This window comes from Corynebacterium qintianiae, from assembly GCF_011038645.2.
GTDB lineage: Bacteria > Actinomycetota > Actinomycetes > Mycobacteriales > Mycobacteriaceae > Corynebacterium > Corynebacterium qintianiae.
In genome coordinates, this window is record NZ_CP064955.1 from 1,214,501 (window position 1) to 1,232,315 (window position 17,815).

Below are 17,815 nucleotides of genomic sequence, written 5' to 3' on the forward strand. Positions count from 1 at the left end.
TAAACACAAGGCCCGAAAGGTTTCACACAATGCAGTTCGGCGTATTCACAATCGGTGATGTCACCACCGACCCAACAAACGGCACGACCCCGACGGAGAAGGAGCGCATCGACGCCATGACGGCCATCGCCGTCAAGGCTGACGAGCTCGGCCTGGACGTCTTCGCCACCGGCCAGCACCACAACCCGCCCTTCGTCCCCTCGGCGCCGACCACCCACCTGGCCTACATCGGTGCGCAGACGACACAGATTCAACTGTCGACGGCCACCACGCTGATCACCACCACCGACCCGGTCCGTATCGCGGAAGACTACTCCTTCCTGCAGAACCTCGTCGACGGCCGGATGGACCTCATGATGGGCCGCGGCAACACCGGCCCCGTTTACCCGTGGTTCGGCAAGGACATCCGCCAGGGCATCCCGCTGGCCGTGGAGAACTACCACCTGCTGCGCCGTTTGTGGCGCGAGCCCGTAGTCAACTGGCAGGGGCAATTCCGCACGCCGTTGCAGGGTTTCACCGCCACCCCGGCCCCGCTCGAGGGCGTCGCCCCGTTCGTGTGGCACGGCTCCATCCGCTCCCCCCAGATCGCCGAACAGGCCGCCTATTACGGCGACGGTTTCTTCCACAACAACATCTTCTGGAACAAGGAGCACACGGCCAAGATGGTCGACCTGTACCGCCGCCGCTTCGAGGCGCACGGCCACGGCCGCGCGGACCAGGCGATCGTCGGCCTCGGTGGCCAGGTCTACATCGCCGAGTCGGAAGAGCAGGCGAAGAAGGAATTCCGCCCCTACTTCGACAACGCCCCCGTTTATGGCCACGGCCCGTCGCTGGAGGAGTTCACGGAGCTGACACCGCTGACCGTCGGCACCCCGGAGATGGTCATCGAGCGCACGATGCAATTCGCGGACTGGGTCGGCGACTACCAGCGCCAGCTCTTCCTCATCGACCACGCCGGCCTGCCACTGGAGGTCGTGCTGCGCCAGCTCGAGATTCTCGCCACCGAGGTCGTGCCGGAGCTGCGCCGCCGCATGGAGGCCCGCCGCCCAGCGCACGTTCCCTCCGACCCGCCCACGTTTAACACGCTGCTCGCCGCCAAGCGCAACGGTGTAAAGCACCCGCACTTCGAGGTCAATCCGGGCAACGACGGGGAGGCGAGCTGATGAAGAACCTCATCGTCATTTCCGCAGGCTTGTCGACGCCCTCCACTACGCGTCAGGTGGCCGACACCATTTCCTCGGCGGTCTCCTCCGCCGTGGCCGGACGAGGTGAGAAACTCGCCGTGGCCACCATCGAGCTGCGTGAGCTGACGGGTGACCTCGCCCAACAGATGTCCACGGGCATGTCCACACCAAGGCTCGACGAGGTGAAGACCCGGCTGTCTCAAGCCGACGGGCTCGTGGCTGTGACGCCCGTGTTCAAAGCCAGCTACACCGGCCTGTTCAAGATGTTCTTCGACATCCTCGATACCGACGCGCTCAACGCAATGCCCACCATCATCGCCGCCACCGCTGGCACCGCGCGCCACTCCCTGGTGACCGAGTACGCCTTGCGCCCCCTGCTGACGTACATGCGTGCCGTCGTCGTGCCCACTGCCCTGTTCGCCGCCACCGACGACTTCGGCGGAGCGGAGGGCGCGGACTTCACCAGGCGCGCCGGTCGCGCCGCCGCTGAGCTCGCCGCGTTGATCGTGTCCACCGAGGCCTCGGTCGAGGGCCTCTCAGGTGCGGTCGCGGAAACCCCTGTGCGTAAACGTAGTGCCGGGGTGGATCTGGAAGACGGCTTCGTGCCCTTCTCCCAGCTCTTGCGCGGCCATGCTGGCAATTGAGGGGTTGAGGTAGCATCGCGTCATGTCCCAAAATACTGTCAGCGTCGTTGACCTGTTCAGCATCGGCATTGGGCCGTCGTCAAGCCATACCGTCGGCCCGATGAGGGCGGCGATGGCTTACGTGGGCGAGCTGGGACAAATTCCGGCGCGGGTGGCCGTGGAGCTGCGGGGCTCACTCGCTGCCACCGGTGTCGGACACGGTACCGACCGCGCCGTTCTTCTCGGGCTGGTCGGCTACACGCCGACAACCACCACGCCCGACATCGCCCCGGTTCCTGGGGAGAAGATCCCGGAAACTGGCGTGATCGAGGGGCCCGCCGGCAGCGTGGAGTACGAGGTCTCGTTCAACCCCAAGCCGGTCGCGCAGCATCCGAACTGCCTTATTTTTGACGCGTGGGATGCGGACGGCAACCGGGTCACCTCGCGCAAGGAGTACTACTCCGTCGGCGGCGGCTTCATCCTCGACCGCGAGGGAATGGAGGCCCACCGCAACCGGGCAGGCGTGTCGACGGTTCAGCCCGACGACACTGTTCCCTTCGAGTTCAACTCTGGCACGGCGCTCATGGCGCACTGCCGGGACAACGGCATGTCAATCGCCGCGGTCATGCGCGCGAACGAAGAAGCGCTGCACGGGTGGGATACGGTGCGCGAGCATCTTGACGCGGTGTGGAACGTGATGCAGGAGTGCGTGTCCAACGGTTTAAAGGCTGAGGGCGTGTTGCCCGGCGGCCTGAATGTCACGCGCCGCGCGCCGCGTCTCTACCGGCTGCTCACCGCCGAGTACGAGGAATCGACGTCGCGCGGGCTCGACGCCATGGAGTGGGTCAACCTGTTCGCCCTCGCGGTCAACGAGGAGAACGCCGCCCACGGCCAAGTTGTTACCGCTCCCACCAACGGCGCCGCGGGAATCATCCCCGCGGTGATGCACTACTGCCGGGACTTCACCGACGGCTTCACCGATGAGCGAGCGCGCGAGTTCCTGCTGACCGCAGGTGCGATCGGGGCGATCATCAAGACCAACGCCTCCATCTCCGGAGCAGAGGTCGGCTGCCAGGGCGAGGTCGGCTCGGCGTCGTCGATGGCGGCCGCAGGCATGTGCGCGATCCTCGGCGGCACGCCCGAACAGGTCGAGAACGCTGCGGAGATCGCGCTCGAGCACAACCTGGGTTTGACGTGCGACCCAGTCGGGGGCCTCGTGCAGGTCCCCTGCATCGAGCGCAACGCCATCGGCGGGGTCAAGGCCATCAACGCCGCCCGCCTAGCCAAGCTCGGCGACGGCACGAACATCGTCACCCTCGACGACGTCGTGGAAACCATGGCCGCCACCGGCCGCGACATGATGACCAAGTACAAGGAGACATCGATGGGCGGGCTCGCCGTTCAGCTCGGCCTGCCCGTTAACATCACCGAGTGCTAGCCACCGCCGCGATCACGGCCTGAGCGTTAAGCGCAACAGACGTCTGGCTGTGCTCCGCGAGGTTCTTCACCGCGACCTCGCCGGTGGCCAGCTCGTTTTCCCCGAGCACGAGCGCGAACTTCGCGCCCGCCCGGTCGGCGCCCTTCATCGCGCCCTTGAGCCCGCGCCCGCCGTAGGACATGTCGGCGGAAATTCCGGCGGCGCGGAGGTCGTCGATAAGCAAGCTCATGCGTTTCGACGCCTCCTCGCCCATCGCCACCCCGAACACGTCGACGCGGCGCTCAACCCCATCGAGGGTGACGCCTTCCGCCTCGAGTGCGAGCACGGTGCGGTCGACGCCGAGGCCGAAGCCGATGCCGGAGAGGTCCTGGCCGCCGATTTGGGCCATGAGGCCGTCGTAACGCCCGCCGCCGCCGATGCCGGACTGCGCACCGAGGCCGTCGTGGACGAACTCGAAGGTGGTCTTTGTGTAGTAGTCCAGGCCGCGCACCATGCGCGGATTGATCACGTAGTCCACGCCCATCGCGTCGAGGGTGGCGGTCACCGTGTCAAAGTGCGCGCGCGCTTCGTCCGAGAGGTGGTCGATCATCAGCGGGGCGTCGGCGGTCATCTCTTGGACCTCGGGGCGCTTGTCGTCGAGCACGCGCAGCGGGTTGATCTCGGCGCGGCGGCGGGTCTCCTCATCGAGGTCGAGGGAGAACAGGAACTGCTGCAGCTTCTCGCGGTAGGCGGGGCGGCACGTGTTGTCGCCCAGGCTTGTCAGCTCGAGGCGGAAGCCCGTCAGGCCGACGGCGCGGTAGCAGCGGTCGGCCAGGGCGATGATTTCGGCGTCGAGAAGCGGGTCGTCGACGCCGATGGCCTCCACACCGACCTGCTGAAGCTGGCGGTAGCGGCCCGCCTGGGGGCGCTCGTAGCGGAAGAACGGGCCATAGTAGTTGAGCTTGACCGGCAGGTAGCCGCGATCCAGGTTGTGCTCGATCACCGCGCGCATCACCCCGGCCGTGCCCTCCGGGCGCAGCGTGACGCTGCGGTCGCCGCGGTCCGCAAACGTGTACATCTCCTTTGACACCACGTCGGTGGATTCGCCGACGCCGCGGGCGAAAAGCGTGGTGTCCTCGAAAACCGGCAGCTCAATGTGCTGGTAACCGGCAAGCCGCGCCTGGCGCGCGAACTCGTCGCGCACCGCGATAAACGTCGCCGAGGCCGGCGGGACGTAGTCGGGCACGCCCTTCGGGGCGGACAGGGCCTTGAAAGTGCTGTTTTCGCTCACGGGTGCAAAGTCTAGTCAGCGCCCGGCGTTCGCCGCCCGCAGGTAAGGGTTGGTGGCGCGCTCGTGCGCCATCGTGGTCGTCGGGCCGTGGCCTGGCAGAAGTGGAAGGCGGTCCTCGAGATCCCACACCGGCCCGCACAGGCTGGCCTGCATCGCCGCGTCGTCCGAGTACGGCAGATCCGTGCGACCGATGGAACCCTGGAAGATCACGTCGCCGGCGAGCACGAAGTCGTCGTGGACCCACAGGGCGCTGCCCGGCGAATGGCCCGGGGCGTGGCGCACGGTGAAGTCGATGCCAGCGAGGGTGACCGGTTGGCCGCCGGTGACCTCAGTGACGTTGTCAATCCGCTCCATGTTGTCGATGGCGAAGGGCACGCGCAGCCACTCGGTGGCCGCCGCCCCGTCGAGCATGAAGACGTCGTCGGCGTGGATGAACGTCTCCACCCCGAACTTGCCCGCGTCGCGGATGTGGTCGATGTGGCCGTGGGTCAAGATGATCGCGACCACCGTGAGGTTTTCCTCAGCGCAGAACTTTTCGACGCGCGCGTGCGCCCCGTAGCTCGGGTCGACGACAACGGCCTCGCCGGTGTCCTCGTTGGCCACGATGTAGCAATTGGTTTGCAGCGGGCCCGCCGCGAATCCGATGATCTGCACGTTGTTGCTACCCGTTGTTTCCGGTCAGGGCGGCCGCGGCAGCGTCGTAGTCCGGCTCGTTGGTGATTTCGCTGACCAGCTCGGTGTAGACGACGTTGTGCTCGGCGTCGGTGACAATCACCGCACGGGCGAGCAGGCCCTCAAGCGGGGAGCCCTCGAGGCGCAGGCCGAAATCCTCGCCGAAGGAGGAGCGAAACGCCGATGCAGCGGTGACCTTGTCAATACCCTCCGCGGCGCAGAAGCGCTGCTGGGCGAAGGGGAGGTCCCGGGAGATGCACAGCACCTCGGTGTTGTCGAAGTCCGCGGCCAGCTTGTTGAAGGCGCGAACGGATGCCGCGCACACGCCGGTATCGAGTGAGGGGAAGATGTTGAGCACAAGGCGCTTGCCCGCGAAGTCGGATGCGGCAACGGGGTTCAGGTCGCCGCCGACGAGCTCGAAGTTCGGCAGGGCGTCGCCCACTGCGGGCAGCTCGCCGGAGGTCGTGGTCTGGTCATTTTTAAAGGTTACGGTAGCCATATCCACCACCGTAGTGGTCTGTGGTGGGTACTGCCACGGCGCTGCTAGGCTGAAACACCGCACATCTTAGAAGGCAAGCGAGTCAATGGAGGAAGCCATCGTGTCCCAGGCGCCCAATAATGAACAGCGTGGCAAGGAAGCGTTGCGCGACCTTGAAAAGGAGTTGGGGGCTCGCGACCGTAAGGAAAAGACCAAGCCGTGGGCTGTTGCCGCGGCCTCGCTGGCTGTCCTCGCCGCCATCGGCGGAGGCATCTACTTCCTGGCCAACCAGGAACCGGAGCCGATCCAGGCCGAGCCGCTGTCGCTTACTCGCTCTACCCCGCTGCCCGCCACCGTGAGCTGCTCGTACGAGGAGCAGGAGGGACAGAAGGACAACTTCGTCGGCGTGCCCCCGAGCGACAACGTCTCCACTGAGGGCACCGTCACCGTGACCCTGGAGACCTCTGCCGGCCCGATCGGCATGGAGCTGGACCGCTCCGTCTCCCCCTGCACGGTCAACGCCGTCGAGTACCTGGCCACGGAGGGCTACTACAACGACACCGTGTGCCACCGCCTGACCACAGGCGAGGGCCTCAAGGTCCTGCAGTGCGGCGACCCGACGGGCACCGGCTCGGGCGGGCCCGGCTTCCAGTTCCCCAACGAGTACCCCACCGACGAGGCGCTTGAGACGATCGACACCTCCCAGATCCCGGAGGGCGTGCCGGCGGAGCAGGCCGAGCAGTACAAGGGAATGCTCTTGCAGCAGCAGCAACCAGTTAAGTACGAGCGCGGCACCATCGCGATGGCGAACGCAGGCCTGGACACCAACGGCTCGCAGTTCTTCCTCAACTACGGCGATTCCTCGCTTCCGCCGGCCTACACCTACTTCGGCCGCATTGACGACGCCGGCCTGGCCACCCTCGACGAGGTTGCCGCCCGCGGCACCGCCGACGGCCAGCCCGACGGCGCGCCGAAGGACGAGGTCCGCATCACCTCCGCCACGGTGAGCTAGGCGCTTGTCGACGCCCCACCCCAACGCCCCCGGCCCCAGTCGATCTGACACTCCGATAGACCGTGAGTGAACTTTAGAAGAACAAGGGCCGGGGGCCTTGCGCACCCTCTATTACTGCGACTATGTTCAAATCCTGTACATGTCATGTCTGGCAGATAGGAAAAACCATGAAGCTTCGTAACAGCCTCCTCGCAGTCGTTACCGCAACCGCACTCGTCTCCGGCGGCGTCGCCGCACCGGCTCACGCCCAGACCTCCCCGCTCGAGGCCCTCAGCTCGCTGTCCTCTGACAAGGGCACCACTGAGCCGACCACCACCCCCGAGGAGGAGGGTAGCTCGGCGAAGGATGCTAACGACATTGGGAAGTCTGTGTCCACCTGGATCGGCGTCATCGCAGCTGCTATCGGCCTGCTCAGCACCATCCTCACCTTCGCCACCAAGAACCTCGGCGTTACCCTGCCAAAGCTCGGCTAAGAGCTGACATTCAACCGCCCGTGCCCCACAGTTCGGAGGCCGGGCGGTTTTTGCGTGCTGGCTCTACGCAGTCACGCGGTAGATGTCGAACACGCCCTCGATGTTGCGCACGTGCTTCATGATCGAGCCGAGCTGCTTGGTGTCCGAGACGACAACGGTGAACCGCACGGTGGCGACGTAGTCGTTGCCCAGTTGCGAGGCCAGAGCGACGATGGGTAGACGCTGCTCGGACAGGACACCTGTAATCTCTGCGAGCAGCCCCTGGCGGTCCAGGGCCTCAACCTGCAAGGTCGCTTCGGATGCGGCTCCCGGGGCGGACGCGCCGGCCCACGAGACGTCGACAAGCCGCTCTGGCTCTTCGTTCAACTTCGCCGCGTTGGTGCAGTCCCTGCGGTGGACGGAGACTCCGCCGCCGCGGGTGACGAAGCCGAAGATCTGGTCGCCGGGCACAGGCTGGCAGCATTTGGCCAGCTTCGCCAGCATGTCCGGGCTGCCCTCGACCAGGATTCCATTCGCCGACGCCGCGACCTTGGAGCGGACCAGCTCCGACATCGGCGTGCGCGCGGCAAGGGCGTCAACTGCGTCCTCCTCGTCGCCGAACAACTCGGTGAGCATCCGGGCGACGTGTTGTGCGGAAACAGTTCCTGCGCCGATTGCCGTGTACAGCGCGTCCACATCTGGGTAATGCAGGCGCTGGGTGATCTGACGCATGGATTCGGCAGTGAAGAGCCGGTGCATCGGCAACCCGCCGCGCTGCACCTCCGCGGCGAGCGCGTCCCGGCCTGCCTCGAGGTGCTCCTCCCGGCGTTCCTTGGCAAACCACTGGCGGATCTTGGACCTCGCCCGGGGCGAAACCACGAAGTCTTGCCAGTCCCTCGACGGGCCGGCGTTCTGGTCCTTGGACGTGAAAATCTCCACGCGGTCGCCGGAAACCAGCTCGGATTCGAGGGCCACCAGCTTGCCGTTGACTTTCGCACCGATGCAGCGGTGGCCCACCTCTGTGTGCACCGCATAGGCGAAGTCGACGGGAGTCGATCCCGCTGGGAGGTTGACCACGTCACCCTTCGGTGTGAACGCGAAGATCTGCTGCGAGGTCAGGTCGTAGCGCAGTGCGTCGAGGAACTCGTTCGGGTCCGCGGCCTCCTTCTGCCAGTCGAGCAGCTGGCGCATCCACGCCATCTGGTCGACCTCGGCCTGGTCGCCCTTGTGGGAGCCCTTCGTCTCCTTGTAGCGCCAATGCGCGGCGACACCGAACTCCGCGTTGTAGTGCATCTCGTGCGTTCGCACCTGCACCTCGAGCGGGCGGCCGCTATCCGTCATCACCGTGGTGTGCAGCGACTGGTACACGCCGAAGCGGGGGTTTGAGATGTAGTCCTTGAACCGCCCCGGCATCACCGAGTACATGGAGTGCACCACGCCGACGGCGGCGTAGCAGTCGTGCACGTTGTTCACCAAGACGCGGATTCCCACCAGGTCGAAGATTTCATCGAACTCGTGGCCGCGAACGACCATCTTCTGGTAAATCGACCAGTAGTGCTTCGGCCGACCCATCACCTCGGCGGTAATGCTGTTAGCTTTCAGCTCCGCCTGTAACTCGGCGCTTATCTCGCGCAGAGCCCTGTCGCGGGAGGGTGCGCGGTCCGCGACTAACCGCACGATTTCCTCGTACTTCTTCGGGTACAAGATGGCGAAGGCGAGGTCTTCCAGCTCCCACTTCACGCTCGCCATGCCGAGGCGATGCGCCAGCGGGGCGATGACGTCGAGAGTTTCTTTCGCCTTCTTCGCCTGCTTCTCCGGCGGCAAAAAGCGCATGGTGCGCATGTTGTGCAGGCGGTCAGCGACCTTGATCACCAGCACACGCGGATCCTCCGCCATAGCAACGATCATCTTGCGGATAGTCTCAGCCTCGGCCGCCGCACCGAGGGCGACTTTGTCCAGCTTCGTCACACCGTCGACAAGCTTGGCCACCTCGGGCCCGAAATCTTCGGACAGGTCGTGAAGCGAGTAGTCGGTGTCCTCCACAGTGTCGTGCAACAAAGCCGCGACGAGCGTTGTGGTGTCCATGCCGATTTCGCCGCAAATCGTGGCCACGGCAAGCGGGTGGGTGATGTAGGGATCACCCGACTTGCGGGTCACACCTTCGTGCAGGCGCTCAGCGGTGTCGTAAGCGCGGTTGAGCACGTCCGCGCTGGCTTTCGGGTGGTAGCGGCGGTGAATCGACATGAGCGGGTCCAGCACCGGGTTGACGCGGGTGCGCCCTCCCGTCAGCGAGCGCGCAAGACGCGCGGATACGCTGCGCACGCTCGAGCCCGAGCGCTTCTGCGCCTTCTCATTCGCCATAGCGGGCCCTTTCTCGCGTGCGTACGTCTAGCGCTCGTGCTCGAGGACGACCAGCGGGGCGTCGCCAAGCTTCTCCCGCCCGCCAAGGCCGTCGACCTCGAGCACAACTGCGTATCCAACGACGCTACCACCGGCGCGTTCAATAAGTTCCGTCGCCGCCACCAACGTTCCGCCGGTCGCGAGGACGTCGTCGATAAGCACGACCTTCTTGCCCGCGAAGTCGATGCCCTCGGCTGGCACCTCGAGGGCGGCGGAGCTGTACTCCGTCTCGTACTCCTCGGTGATGACGGGTGGCGGCAACTTCCCCTTTTTGCGGATGGCGAGGATACCGATGCCGAGCTCGTAGGCGACGGCCGAGCCGATGAGGAAACCGCGCGCGTCGAGACCGCCGATCATGTCGGCGCCGAAAGCGCGGCTCGCCTCGGCCAGTTCCCGGATGACTACGGCGAGCGCGTCGCCGTCCGCGAGTACAGGGGTCAAGTCCTCGAACAGAACTCCCTTTTCGGGGAAATCCTGCACCTTGCGAATCCTAATCTCCAGCGCCTCGCGCGCTGTCGAGTACTTGCTGCTGGCTGGGTCGATGGGCACGTTGAGTCCTCGCTTACTCTCGGCTTAGTTAGTTGGTTCGGCCGTCTTGTCGGCGGACTCTGGACGGAGTTGCCACCGGTCCATGTTCCAACCGATGCCGGTTGGGCCTGTGTACACGATAACGTTTGCCAGGTTGCGGTCGACGGCGAATGACCTCGGCTGCGCGGCCAGCGGGATGCTCGGCAGCGTTGTCCACAGCTCAGCCTCCTTCTTCCGCATCGCATCCAGGTCCTGCGCCCGCGAGCCGGGGGCGCTGTATTCCGTCTGCGGGTTGACCGGCCGCAGCATCGCGTCGATCTCGCCTTCGACGCCCGCATCCTCGCCCCACTCCCCCTTTTCGATCCTGCTGAGATCGCGCAGGGTCTTGCCCTCACCTGTGGATTTAGTGACGTCGACGACGGTAATGCCCGCCGGCTCGCACGAGGCGCGGATCGACTCCACCATTGCCGCCATGCGTTTCGACGGGTGCACGTACCCGACCCGCAGTTCCAAACCAGCGGCCGCCTTCGCGCCCTCGACGTCCACATCCATGCGGGGCGCCACGATGTCGTCAAAACGCCGTGCGAGCGGGTCGTTGTGGGAAACGAGGTGTACGGAAGTGGCAGGGACCTCCACACCCGAGGCCCCGCTCGAGGCCGCGGCAACCGCCCGCGGGTCGACGCATTTTGCCAGAGCTTGTCGACGCTCGTAGTACGACCACGGTCCGAAAGACTCGAACGTGAGGGAATCTGTCAGCGAGCCGACCGTGGTGGTGACGTCCAATGCGTTGCCCTCGGCGTCCACATCGAGCCAGTCAGGATCTGGCTCATCCAAGTCCGCGATACGAAGGTTGTCCTGGTTTCGCAGCTCCGCCGAGTCAGCAGAACCCGGCCACACGACGATCTCTTTCGTCAGCGGGGCGTCGCCGTAGTAGTTCTCGTTGGCGGTCAACGTGACCTGCCCTGCCTCACCGACGTCCGCAATCTTGTAGGGGCCGAAAGACACCTGCATCTCAGGATCGAACTGAGCGAGGTTGAACCCTTCGCGCCACACCTCCGCGATGGGCCGGAGAACGTCGACGCTGCCGGAGGTAAGGTCCGCGTTCAACGCCGCCTCGTCCTTTCCCAGCTTCCCGGCTACGGCGTGAGCCGGAAGAACTGTGCCGGCGCCGAAGAGATCCCTCCACCGAGCGCCCTGGCCCTCCGCGAAGACGAGATCGAAGTTCTTGGCGCCCGGCGTGCAATCGAGTCGCTCCACGTCCTGAAACAGGGGCATGTGCGAGCCGAACAGTTCGGGGTTCTTCCCCGCGGTGTAGGCGAGCAAGTAATCGGTGCACGTCACCGGGGCGCCGTCGGAGAACGAGGCCTCCGCGGACAAGGAGTACTCCACGATGCGCTGCGCGCCTGGCAGCGCCTGCGCGCGCACCAGATCCGTATTCGGAATCACCTGGCCGCTGGGCCCCGGGACGAACACCCCGGGGTAGAGCCTTCCTGACAGCATCTGCGCGAACTCAGAGGCTCCGACCTCGGTTCCCGCGTTCGTGGTGCTCAGCTCGACCGGCACCTGGTAGCCGAAGTGGTTGCCCGCCTGCTCTTCGGTTGTACCGGCGTCGATGCCCGAACATGCTGCGAGTGACGTTCCAACGATAGTGACGGCGGCGACGATGCTGACTGCCCTCAGAGCAAGGCGACGAACCACGAGCGGCTTCCTTCCTAATCAGACCCGGTTTGGGGCCCTTCGGGTGCTAACGAGAGTTGGGGCGCCAGGACACCGTAGTCGGCACCGCGTTTTCCGTCATCACCGCAGCGCTATCCACAACCGGGGCGGACACCGAGCGCTTCGGCGCTCCGGAACCGGATGCGTCCGCACCGTTACCGTCTGTGCTCTCACCCGTCCTGAACGCGGCCACCTCCCTGTTGTGCTGTTTGTACTTCTTCTGCCGATTCACCAGGGACACCAGGATCGGGGTGGCCAGGAACAACGAGGAGAAAATGCCCTCGATCACACCGATGAGCTGGATTAGTGCGAGGTCGCGCAGCGTGCCCACTCCCATCATCCACACAGCAACAACCATGAGCGCGATGATGGGCAGCGCGGAGATGACTGAGGTGGAGATCGAGCGCATGACGGTCTGGTTCACAGCCAGGTTCGCCTCCTCCGCGTACGTCGAGCGCCGCGAATCGAGCACCCCGGCCGTATTCTCGCGCACCTTGTCAAACACGATCACGGTGTCGTAGATAGAGAACGTGAGCACGGTCAGCAGACCGATGATCATCGCCGGGGAGATCTCGAGGCCGAACAGCGCGTACGTGCCCATGATGAGCACGCCGTCCACAACCAGCGCGGCCATGGCGGCAACCGCCATTTCTCGCTCGAGTCGAAGCGCGACGTACGCGGCCGCGGCGAGAAGGAACACGCCCATCGCCAGCAGCATGCGCTGGGTAATGGTCGAACCCCACGACTCGGAAACGGTGGAGTCGCCGATGGCGTCGGGGCTGACGTTGCCTTCGGCGTTGCGCGGCTCGTGCTCCTCGAAGATCGCCTGCCGCGCCTCGTCGATTTGCGCCTGCGTGAGGTGCTCCGAGTTGATCTCGAGCGTGCGGGCGTCACCGGCCCCGACGATTTGGGTTAGCTCAGGGGTAACGCCGGTCGCGTCGATGAAGGTGTCTTCGACATCCTCGGCCACGAGGTCGCCGGCCGGCATGGTCATCTTCGTTCCGCCCTCGAAGTCGATGCCGAGGTTGAAACCCCGCAACAACATTGCGAGCAGCGCGATGACGACCAGTGCGAGGGTGATGCCGTACCAGAGCTTGGAACGCCCGATGAAGTCGATCGCACCCTCACCCGTGTAGAGCTTGTCGTAACGGCTCCGTTGCGAAGCGGCCGGCGCCGCTCCGGTGCCGCTTGGGACAGCAGAGGTGTTGTCGCTGGTGAATTTAGTGCTACCCATGTCTTACTTCTCCTCTACTGAAGCGAGGGATGCGGAGCTGGTCTCTTCGGCCGCGGCGGCGCGCTCTCGCTCCACGAGCCGGTAGATCTTTCCCATGCCGTTAACCGAGGGCCGCGACCAGAACCGCGACCTCGACGCCAGGATCATCAGCGGGGCGGTGACCAGGAACGTGACAAGAAGGTCGACCACGGTGGTCAGGCCCATGGTAAACGCGAAACCCTTGACGTCGCCGACGGCGAGGAAGTAGATCACCACTGCGCCGATGAGGGTCACGATGTTGCCCGTGACAATAGTTTCCTTGGCACGGTCCCAACCCTGCGCGGTCGCCGAGCGGAACGTCCGACCCTTGCGCAGCTCGTCCTTGATGCGCTCGTAGATGACCACGAAGGAGTCGGCGGTAGTGCCGATACCGATGATGAGGCCAGCAACGCCCGACAAGTCGAGCGAGTAGCCAATCCAGCGGCCGAGGAGCACGAGCAGACCGTAGACGACCAGGCCCGCCAGGGCTAGGGTCGCCAGGGAGATTAACCCGAACAAACGGTAGTAGGCGAAGACGAACAAAGCGACGAGCAGGAGGCCGACGGCGCCCGCGATGAGTCCGGCCTTCAGCGAGGCGGCGCCGAGTGACGGCGGAACAGTCATGGCGGTGCCGCCCGGCTCACCGTCCTCACCGGCGAAGGATAGCGGCAGCGCGCCGTAACGCAGGTTGTTCGCGAGCGCGGTCGCCTCCTCCTGGGTGAACTGCCCAGTGATCGACGTAGCGGAACCCACCGGTGTCGCACCCTGGATGACCGGCGCCGAAATCACCTGTGAGTCGAGGGTAATGGCGACCTGCTGGCCGATCATGCTCGACGTCAGCTGTGCCCATGCCTGAGAACCGTTCGGCTCACCTTCCTGGCTGAACGCGAAGCTGATCTCCATCTGGCTGGACTGCGGGTTGAACCCGCCGGTAATTGGCCGGTTGGTGTCAATCTCGTTGCCAGTAAGGCGTGCCCCGGACGGATCATCCGGCGACAACAGTGGTGCCTCACCCAGAAGCAGCGGCTGCTGCGACGTGGAATCGCAGGCAACCAGCGGCTGGGCCAAGTCGTCCGTGCCAGCAAGCGGGTCGGTCTGCTGTACCGGGCACACCGTGCTCATCAGCGCCAGCGAAGCGAACTGCTGGGTCGGGTCAGCCGACTGGCGGGTCCTGCGCAGCATCTCCGTCGTCTCCTGGCGGCGGTCCGCGGCCTCTACCGGGCCCTGGGGTTCGTCGAGCGGCTGCGCAGTGACCGCTAGCGAATCGGCCCCCTCGCCCAGCTGAGACGTAATGCCGTCGAGGGTTGTCTGTGCCTGGTCCGCGGGGATAATGCCGTGAGCGACCCAGTCGTTCGCAGTCTGCACCAGAACGTCGCCTATGGCCGCAGGGTCAGGCACCGGGCTTTGCAGCACGGGTCGGAACGCGAGCTGGGAGGTCTGGCCCAGGTTGCGGACCGCGGAGGTGTCATCACCGGCTGCGGTGATGACGAGTGTGTTTCCGTCAACCACCACGCTAGCGCCGCTGACGCCCATTCCGTTCACGCGGTTCTCGATGATGTTTCGCGCATCCTCGAGTTGCTCCTGCGTGGGATCCTCACCCTGGGGCACGAGCGTCACGCGGGTGCCACCCTGGAGGTCGATGCCTAGCTTCGGCGACGCGGAGCGGTCCCCGGTGAAGAATACGAGCGCGTAGACGGCGACGACCATGAGCAGGAAGAGAGCCAGGGCCGTCGCAGGCCACGTTCTCTTCGCCCGCAGGTCTGCGGTGCGTCGGGTGTGTGGGGGCACTGAGGTATCTCCTCTGATTCATTTACCTTTAAACGTTCTTTCCGTGCGCGCGCAGCAAGAACTGCACGGCCGGGAAGCGCACATCGCAACATGCTACGTCATGGTCTCGCAAGAGATGGGCCCGACCCTTGAGTGAAGGCAAAGAAACTACATCTCACATGAAATGTTGCACTCACCTTCAGACCAGTTTGGGTCGAGAGCTCTCGTTGATCAGCGGAGTCGCCCACTCAGTTTCATGCCGCAAAATCCCCGGAACTCTACAGCGGCAGAGTTCACGCATCACCAGGTTGCGGCGCACGCGACAGATGAGACTCGAGGGGTCCTGCGCAGTCCGCAATGCGGAGAGTAACGAACAGCCCTAGCTCGTGGGGCGATCGTCGTCGGGCAGCTGTGAGGACCCAGCCTCGGGGGCCTGAGTGTTGCTGGGAATCGCAGCGGGTTCAACGCGGCGCAGCACACCGGCGCGCTCCATGGTGACTACCGTGCCGGGTGCCACCTCCACCTGCAGTGTTTCCTCCCCTGCCGCAACCACCGTGCCGTGGAACCCGGAGACGTTGACAATCTTGTCCCCCGGCTGAACGGATACCTGCAGCTGGTCCATTTCGGCCTGCCGCCTGCGCTGACCGCGCATCATCAGGAAAGTCGGCAGCATGAACAGAGCGAGAATGAGGAGGAGAAAAATTAGTTCCATGGCTCCCGATTGTGTCACAGGAGGTTGAGCTGACCCGGAGCGTCCGGGGGCGGCGCGATACCGAGGTGGTGCCATGCCGCGGCAGTGGCGACACGCCCGCGGCCGGTGCGCGACATGAGACCCGCGCGCACGAGGTAGGGCTCGCAGACCTCCTCGACGGTGGCCGGCTCCTCCCCGACGGCAATTGCGAGGGTGCTCACCCCGACCGGCCCGCCACCGTGCCCGCGGATAAGGGAGCTGAGCACCGCCCGGTCGAGCCGGTCGAGGCCGAGCTCGTCGACGTCGAACACTTCCAACGCGGACCGCGCTGCGGCGACATTGACGCGGCCGTCGCCGTGCACGTCAGCCCAGTCGCGGACTCGGCGCAGGAGACGGTTAGCGATGCGCGGGGTGCCGCGCGAGCGGGACGCAATCTCCACCGCAGCGTCGGCGTCGATATTCACATCCAGGATTGCCGCCGCGCGCGTGATCACGCTGGTGAGGTCGTCGACGTCGTAGAACTCCATCTGAGCTGTGAAACCGAAACGGTCACGCAGGGGGCCCGTGAGCATGCCAGCGCGCGTGGTTGCCCCGACGAGCGTGAACGGGGGGATCTCCAGCGGAATAGAGGTCGCCCCCGGGCCCTTACCCACAATGACGTCGATGCGGAAATCCTCCATCGCCATGTACAGCATTTCCTCGGCCGGGCGCGCGATGCGGTGAATCTCGTCGATGAACAAAACGTCGCCCTCCATGAGGTTGGACAGCATGGCGGCGAGGTCGCCTGCTCGCTCGAGCGCGGGGCCGGAGGTCATGCGTAGCGACGTCCCGAGCTCCTGCGCGATAATCATCGCCATCGTGGTCTTGCCCAAACCAGGCGGCCCGGACAGCAGAATGTGGTCCGGTGTCACTGAGCGTCGTCTAGCTCCCGCGAGCACGAGGTTAAGCTGCTCGCGCACCTTCGGCTGGCCGATGAACTCGCCGAGCGACTTCGGGCGCAGGGACTTTTCAACGTCGCGCTCTTCGACGAGTTCCGCGGCGTTGATGACGGAGCTCGGCGGGCGCCCTACCCCCTCCGGCAGGGCGAACTCGGTTTTCTCCACGTCTGACATGATTCTTAGCCTACTTCCGCGCTACTTTGAACCGAGCTGCGTCAAAGCTGCGCGCAGCAGCGCCGAAGAGGTCTCGGACGGGTTCTCCTCCACCAGCACGTCCACGACCGGGCGCGCCGTCTTCTCGGCGAACCCGAGGCCGACGAGCGCCTCGACGACCTGCTCGGAGGCGAGGGATGCACCGGCGGGGGCCGCCTCGGCCACTGGGGCTTTCCCCTCCAACGGCTCGTAAAGCCCGTCGATCTTGTCTTTGAGCTCGAGCGCCATGCGCTCCGCCATCTTCTTGCCCACGCCCGGAATGGTCTGGATCCGCTTGATCGCGGCCGCGTCTCCAGCGGTGATCAACCCGGCCAGCTCGGCGGGCTCGAACACGGAAAGGCAGGCCAGCGCCAGCTTGGGGCCGAGACCGCTGACCGTTTGTAGTTTGTGGAACATGGTGCGCGCGACGTCGTCAACAAAACCGTAGAGGGTTACACCGTCGTCCTTGGCAACCATTGAGGTCAAGACCCGCGTGGTGTCGCCGCGAGTCAGCCTCGCGAGGGTTGGCGGCCCGGCAAGGAAACGGTACCCTACGCCCGCGCACTCGATGACCGCGTGGTCAAGGCCGACGGAGAGCACCTCCCCGTTCAAAGAATCGATCATGGCAGTGGCCGTCCTATCCTATTTCGTGGTGGTGGCCTGCAGGCCGCGGGCGATTAAGGGTGCGCGCCAGCAGTGGCACACGGCGATGGCGAGCGCGTCCGCCGCATCGGCGGGCTTGGGCGCCTCCGTCAAGCCGAGGATGCGGGTGATCATGTTCGTCATCTGCTTCTTGTCGGCCCGGCCGTTGCCGGAGATTGCTTTCTTCACCTCGGACGGCGTGTACATGTGTACCGGTATCTCCCGCTCCGCCGCGGCGAGGATGAGCACGCCGACGGCATGGGCGGTGTGCATAACAGTTGAGACATTGCCACGCTCGAAGATGCGCTCCATAGCGATCACGTCCGGCTCGTAGTCATCCAGCCACTCCCGCACCGCGTGGGACAGGCGGACGAGACGCTCGGGGAGGTCAGACGCGGCCGGCGTGCGAACGACGCCCACGGCGACGGGAATCACCTGCCGCCCGCGACCCGCCTGCACCACGGACAGGCCGCACCGCGTCAGTCCCGGGTCGATGCCCATCACGCGCAAACCCTCGAGGTTCAGAACTACAGTCACACATTTGTTCTACCACACTGGCT

At 65.3% G+C, this 17,815-nt stretch carries 17 protein-coding genes; 5 read left to right on the forward strand and 12 right to left on the reverse strand.

All coding sequences use genetic code 11. The features are described from left to right. Window positions 1–29 precede the first annotated feature (29 nt). From G7Y29_RS05980 to G7Y29_RS05990, 3 genes are read left to right on the forward strand one after another with little or no spacing between them, the layout of a single operon-like run. Window positions 30–1,163 carry an LLM class flavin-dependent oxidoreductase gene (locus G7Y29_RS05980; RefSeq protein WP_165003919.1) on the forward strand — a complete coding sequence of 378 codons (1,134 nt, stop codon included), beginning with the start codon at window positions 30–32 and terminating at the stop codon, window positions 1,161–1,163. Continuing rightward, complete coding sequence (locus G7Y29_RS05985) at window positions 1,163–1,828, forward strand: FMN reductase (RefSeq protein WP_165003917.1); 666 nt, start codon at window positions 1,163–1,165, stop codon at window positions 1,826–1,828. Before G7Y29_RS05980 ends, G7Y29_RS05985 begins: the two co-directional genes overlap by 1 nt. A gap of 22 nt (window positions 1,829–1,850) precedes the next feature. Continuing rightward, window positions 1,851–3,245 carry an L-serine ammonia-lyase gene (locus G7Y29_RS05990; RefSeq protein ID WP_165003915.1) on the forward strand — a complete coding sequence of 465 codons (1,395 nt, stop codon included), beginning with the start codon at window positions 1,851–1,853 and terminating at the stop codon, window positions 3,243–3,245. Here the strand turns inward: G7Y29_RS05990 and hisS are convergent. Genes hisS through tpx form a run of 3 tightly spaced genes read right to left on the reverse strand, consistent with a single transcriptional unit; the run spans window position 3,232 to window position 5,686 of the window. Beyond that, entirely contained in the window at window positions 3,232–4,515 is a 1,284-nt protein-coding gene (hisS, locus tag G7Y29_RS05995; protein WP_165003913.1) for a histidine--tRNA ligase, read from the reverse strand. The genes G7Y29_RS05990 and hisS overlap by 14 nt on opposite strands. Before the next feature lie 15 nt (window positions 4,516–4,530). Then, window positions 4,531–5,169: an MBL fold metallo-hydrolase gene (locus tag G7Y29_RS06000; protein ID WP_165003911.1), complete on the reverse strand. Its 639-nt coding sequence runs from the start codon at window positions 5,167–5,169 to the stop codon at window positions 4,531–4,533. A gap of 7 nt (window positions 5,170–5,176) precedes the next feature. Beyond that, entirely contained in the window at window positions 5,177–5,686 is a 510-nt protein-coding gene (gene tpx / locus G7Y29_RS06005; RefSeq protein ID WP_165003909.1) for a thiol peroxidase, read from the reverse strand. An 85-nt stretch (window positions 5,687–5,771) separates the two neighbouring features. Here tpx and G7Y29_RS06010 point away from each other — a divergent pair, with 85 nt between their 5' ends. Together G7Y29_RS06010 and G7Y29_RS06015 are read left to right on the forward strand one after the other, a co-directional pair. Then, window positions 5,772–6,677 carry a peptidylprolyl isomerase gene (locus G7Y29_RS06010; protein WP_165003907.1) on the forward strand — a complete coding sequence of 302 codons (906 nt, stop codon included), beginning with the start codon at window positions 5,772–5,774 and terminating at the stop codon, window positions 6,675–6,677. A 167-nt stretch (window positions 6,678–6,844) separates the two neighbouring features. Further along, window positions 6,845–7,150, forward strand: coding sequence for a hypothetical protein (locus G7Y29_RS06015; protein WP_165003905.1), 306 nt, complete (start codon window positions 6,845–6,847; stop codon window positions 7,148–7,150). Window positions 7,151–7,213: 63 nt separating this feature from the next. On the opposite strand, the gene G7Y29_RS06020 is transcribed toward G7Y29_RS06015, so the two are convergent. The 9 genes from G7Y29_RS06020 to ruvC form a co-directional block, all read right to left on the reverse strand. Beyond that, window positions 7,214–9,490, reverse strand: coding sequence for a RelA/SpoT family protein (locus tag G7Y29_RS06020; protein ID WP_165003903.1), 2,277 nt, complete (start codon window positions 9,488–9,490; stop codon window positions 7,214–7,216). Between the two features lie 27 nt (window positions 9,491–9,517). Further along, window positions 9,518–10,078, reverse strand: a complete 561-nt coding sequence (locus G7Y29_RS06025; RefSeq protein ID WP_235933562.1) for an adenine phosphoribosyltransferase — start codon at window positions 10,076–10,078, stop codon at window positions 9,518–9,520. A 24-nt stretch (window positions 10,079–10,102) separates the two neighbouring features. Continuing rightward, on the reverse strand, window positions 10,103–11,755 hold the full coding sequence (locus G7Y29_RS06030) for an ABC transporter substrate-binding protein (RefSeq protein WP_235933561.1): 1,653 nt from the start codon (window positions 11,753–11,755) through the stop codon (window positions 10,103–10,105). Window positions 11,756–11,801: 46 nt separating this feature from the next. Next, window positions 11,802–13,007: a protein translocase subunit SecF gene (gene secF, locus G7Y29_RS06035; RefSeq protein WP_249399708.1), complete on the reverse strand. Its 1,206-nt coding sequence runs from the start codon at window positions 13,005–13,007 to the stop codon at window positions 11,802–11,804. A 3-nt stretch (window positions 13,008–13,010) separates the two neighbouring features. Continuing rightward, window positions 13,011–14,732: a protein translocase subunit SecD gene (secD, locus tag G7Y29_RS06040; RefSeq protein WP_165004261.1), complete on the reverse strand. Its 1,722-nt coding sequence runs from the start codon at window positions 14,730–14,732 to the stop codon at window positions 13,011–13,013. A 439-nt stretch (window positions 14,733–15,171) separates the two neighbouring features. Then, entirely contained in the window at window positions 15,172–15,504 is a 333-nt protein-coding gene (yajC, locus tag G7Y29_RS06045) for a preprotein translocase subunit YajC (RefSeq protein WP_165003900.1), read from the reverse strand. Window positions 15,505–15,518: 14 nt separating this feature from the next. Continuing rightward, on the reverse strand, window positions 15,519–16,595 hold the full coding sequence (ruvB, locus tag G7Y29_RS06050) for a Holliday junction branch migration DNA helicase RuvB (protein ID WP_165003898.1): 1,077 nt from the start codon (window positions 16,593–16,595) through the stop codon (window positions 15,519–15,521). 21 nt (window positions 16,596–16,616) lie between these two features. Continuing rightward, window positions 16,617–17,237, reverse strand: coding sequence for a Holliday junction branch migration protein RuvA (ruvA, locus tag G7Y29_RS06055; RefSeq protein ID WP_165003896.1), 621 nt, complete (start codon window positions 17,235–17,237; stop codon window positions 16,617–16,619). A gap of 18 nt (window positions 17,238–17,255) precedes the next feature. Beyond that, window positions 17,256–17,780, reverse strand: a complete 525-nt coding sequence (gene ruvC / locus G7Y29_RS06060) for a crossover junction endodeoxyribonuclease RuvC (RefSeq protein WP_165004259.1) — start codon at window positions 17,778–17,780, stop codon at window positions 17,256–17,258. Window positions 17,781–17,815: the final 35 nt, after the last annotated feature.

What these genes read in the sequence shown, in the direction of transcription:
- G7Y29_RS06020 (WP_165003903.1), bottom strand. Translation starts at nt 9,490, where the DNA reads ATGGCGAATGAGAAGGCGCAGAAGCGCTCGGGCTCGAGCGTGCGCAGC.
- G7Y29_RS06015 (WP_165003905.1), top strand. Translation starts at nt 6,845, where the DNA reads ATGAAGCTTCGTAACAGCCTCCTCGCAGTCGTTACCGCAACCGCACTC.
- yajC (WP_165003900.1), bottom strand. Translation starts at nt 15,504, where the DNA reads ATGGAACTAATTTTTCTCCTCCTCATTCTCGCTCTGTTCATGCTGCCG.
- ruvA (WP_165003896.1), bottom strand. Translation starts at nt 17,237, where the DNA reads ATGATCGATTCTTTGAACGGGGAGGTGCTCTCCGTCGGCCTTGACCAC.
- secF (WP_249399708.1), bottom strand. Translation starts at nt 13,007, where the DNA reads ATGGGTAGCACTAAATTCACCAGCGACAACACCTCTGCTGTCCCAAGC.
- G7Y29_RS06010 (WP_165003907.1), top strand. Translation starts at nt 5,772, where the DNA reads ATGGAGGAAGCCATCGTGTCCCAGGCGCCCAATAATGAACAGCGTGGC.
- G7Y29_RS05980 (WP_165003919.1), top strand. Translation starts at nt 30, where the DNA reads ATGCAGTTCGGCGTATTCACAATCGGTGATGTCACCACCGACCCAACA.
- G7Y29_RS05985 (WP_165003917.1), top strand. Translation starts at nt 1,163, where the DNA reads ATGAAGAACCTCATCGTCATTTCCGCAGGCTTGTCGACGCCCTCCACT.
- ruvB (WP_165003898.1), bottom strand. Translation starts at nt 16,595, where the DNA reads ATGTCAGACGTGGAGAAAACCGAGTTCGCCCTGCCGGAGGGGGTAGGG.
- secD (WP_165004261.1), bottom strand. Translation starts at nt 14,732, where the DNA reads ATGGTCGTCGCCGTCTACGCGCTCGTATTCTTCACCGGGGACCGCTCC.
- tpx (WP_165003909.1), bottom strand. Translation starts at nt 5,686, where the DNA reads ATGGCTACCGTAACCTTTAAAAATGACCAGACCACGACCTCCGGCGAG.
- G7Y29_RS05990 (WP_165003915.1), top strand. Translation starts at nt 1,851, where the DNA reads ATGTCCCAAAATACTGTCAGCGTCGTTGACCTGTTCAGCATCGGCATT.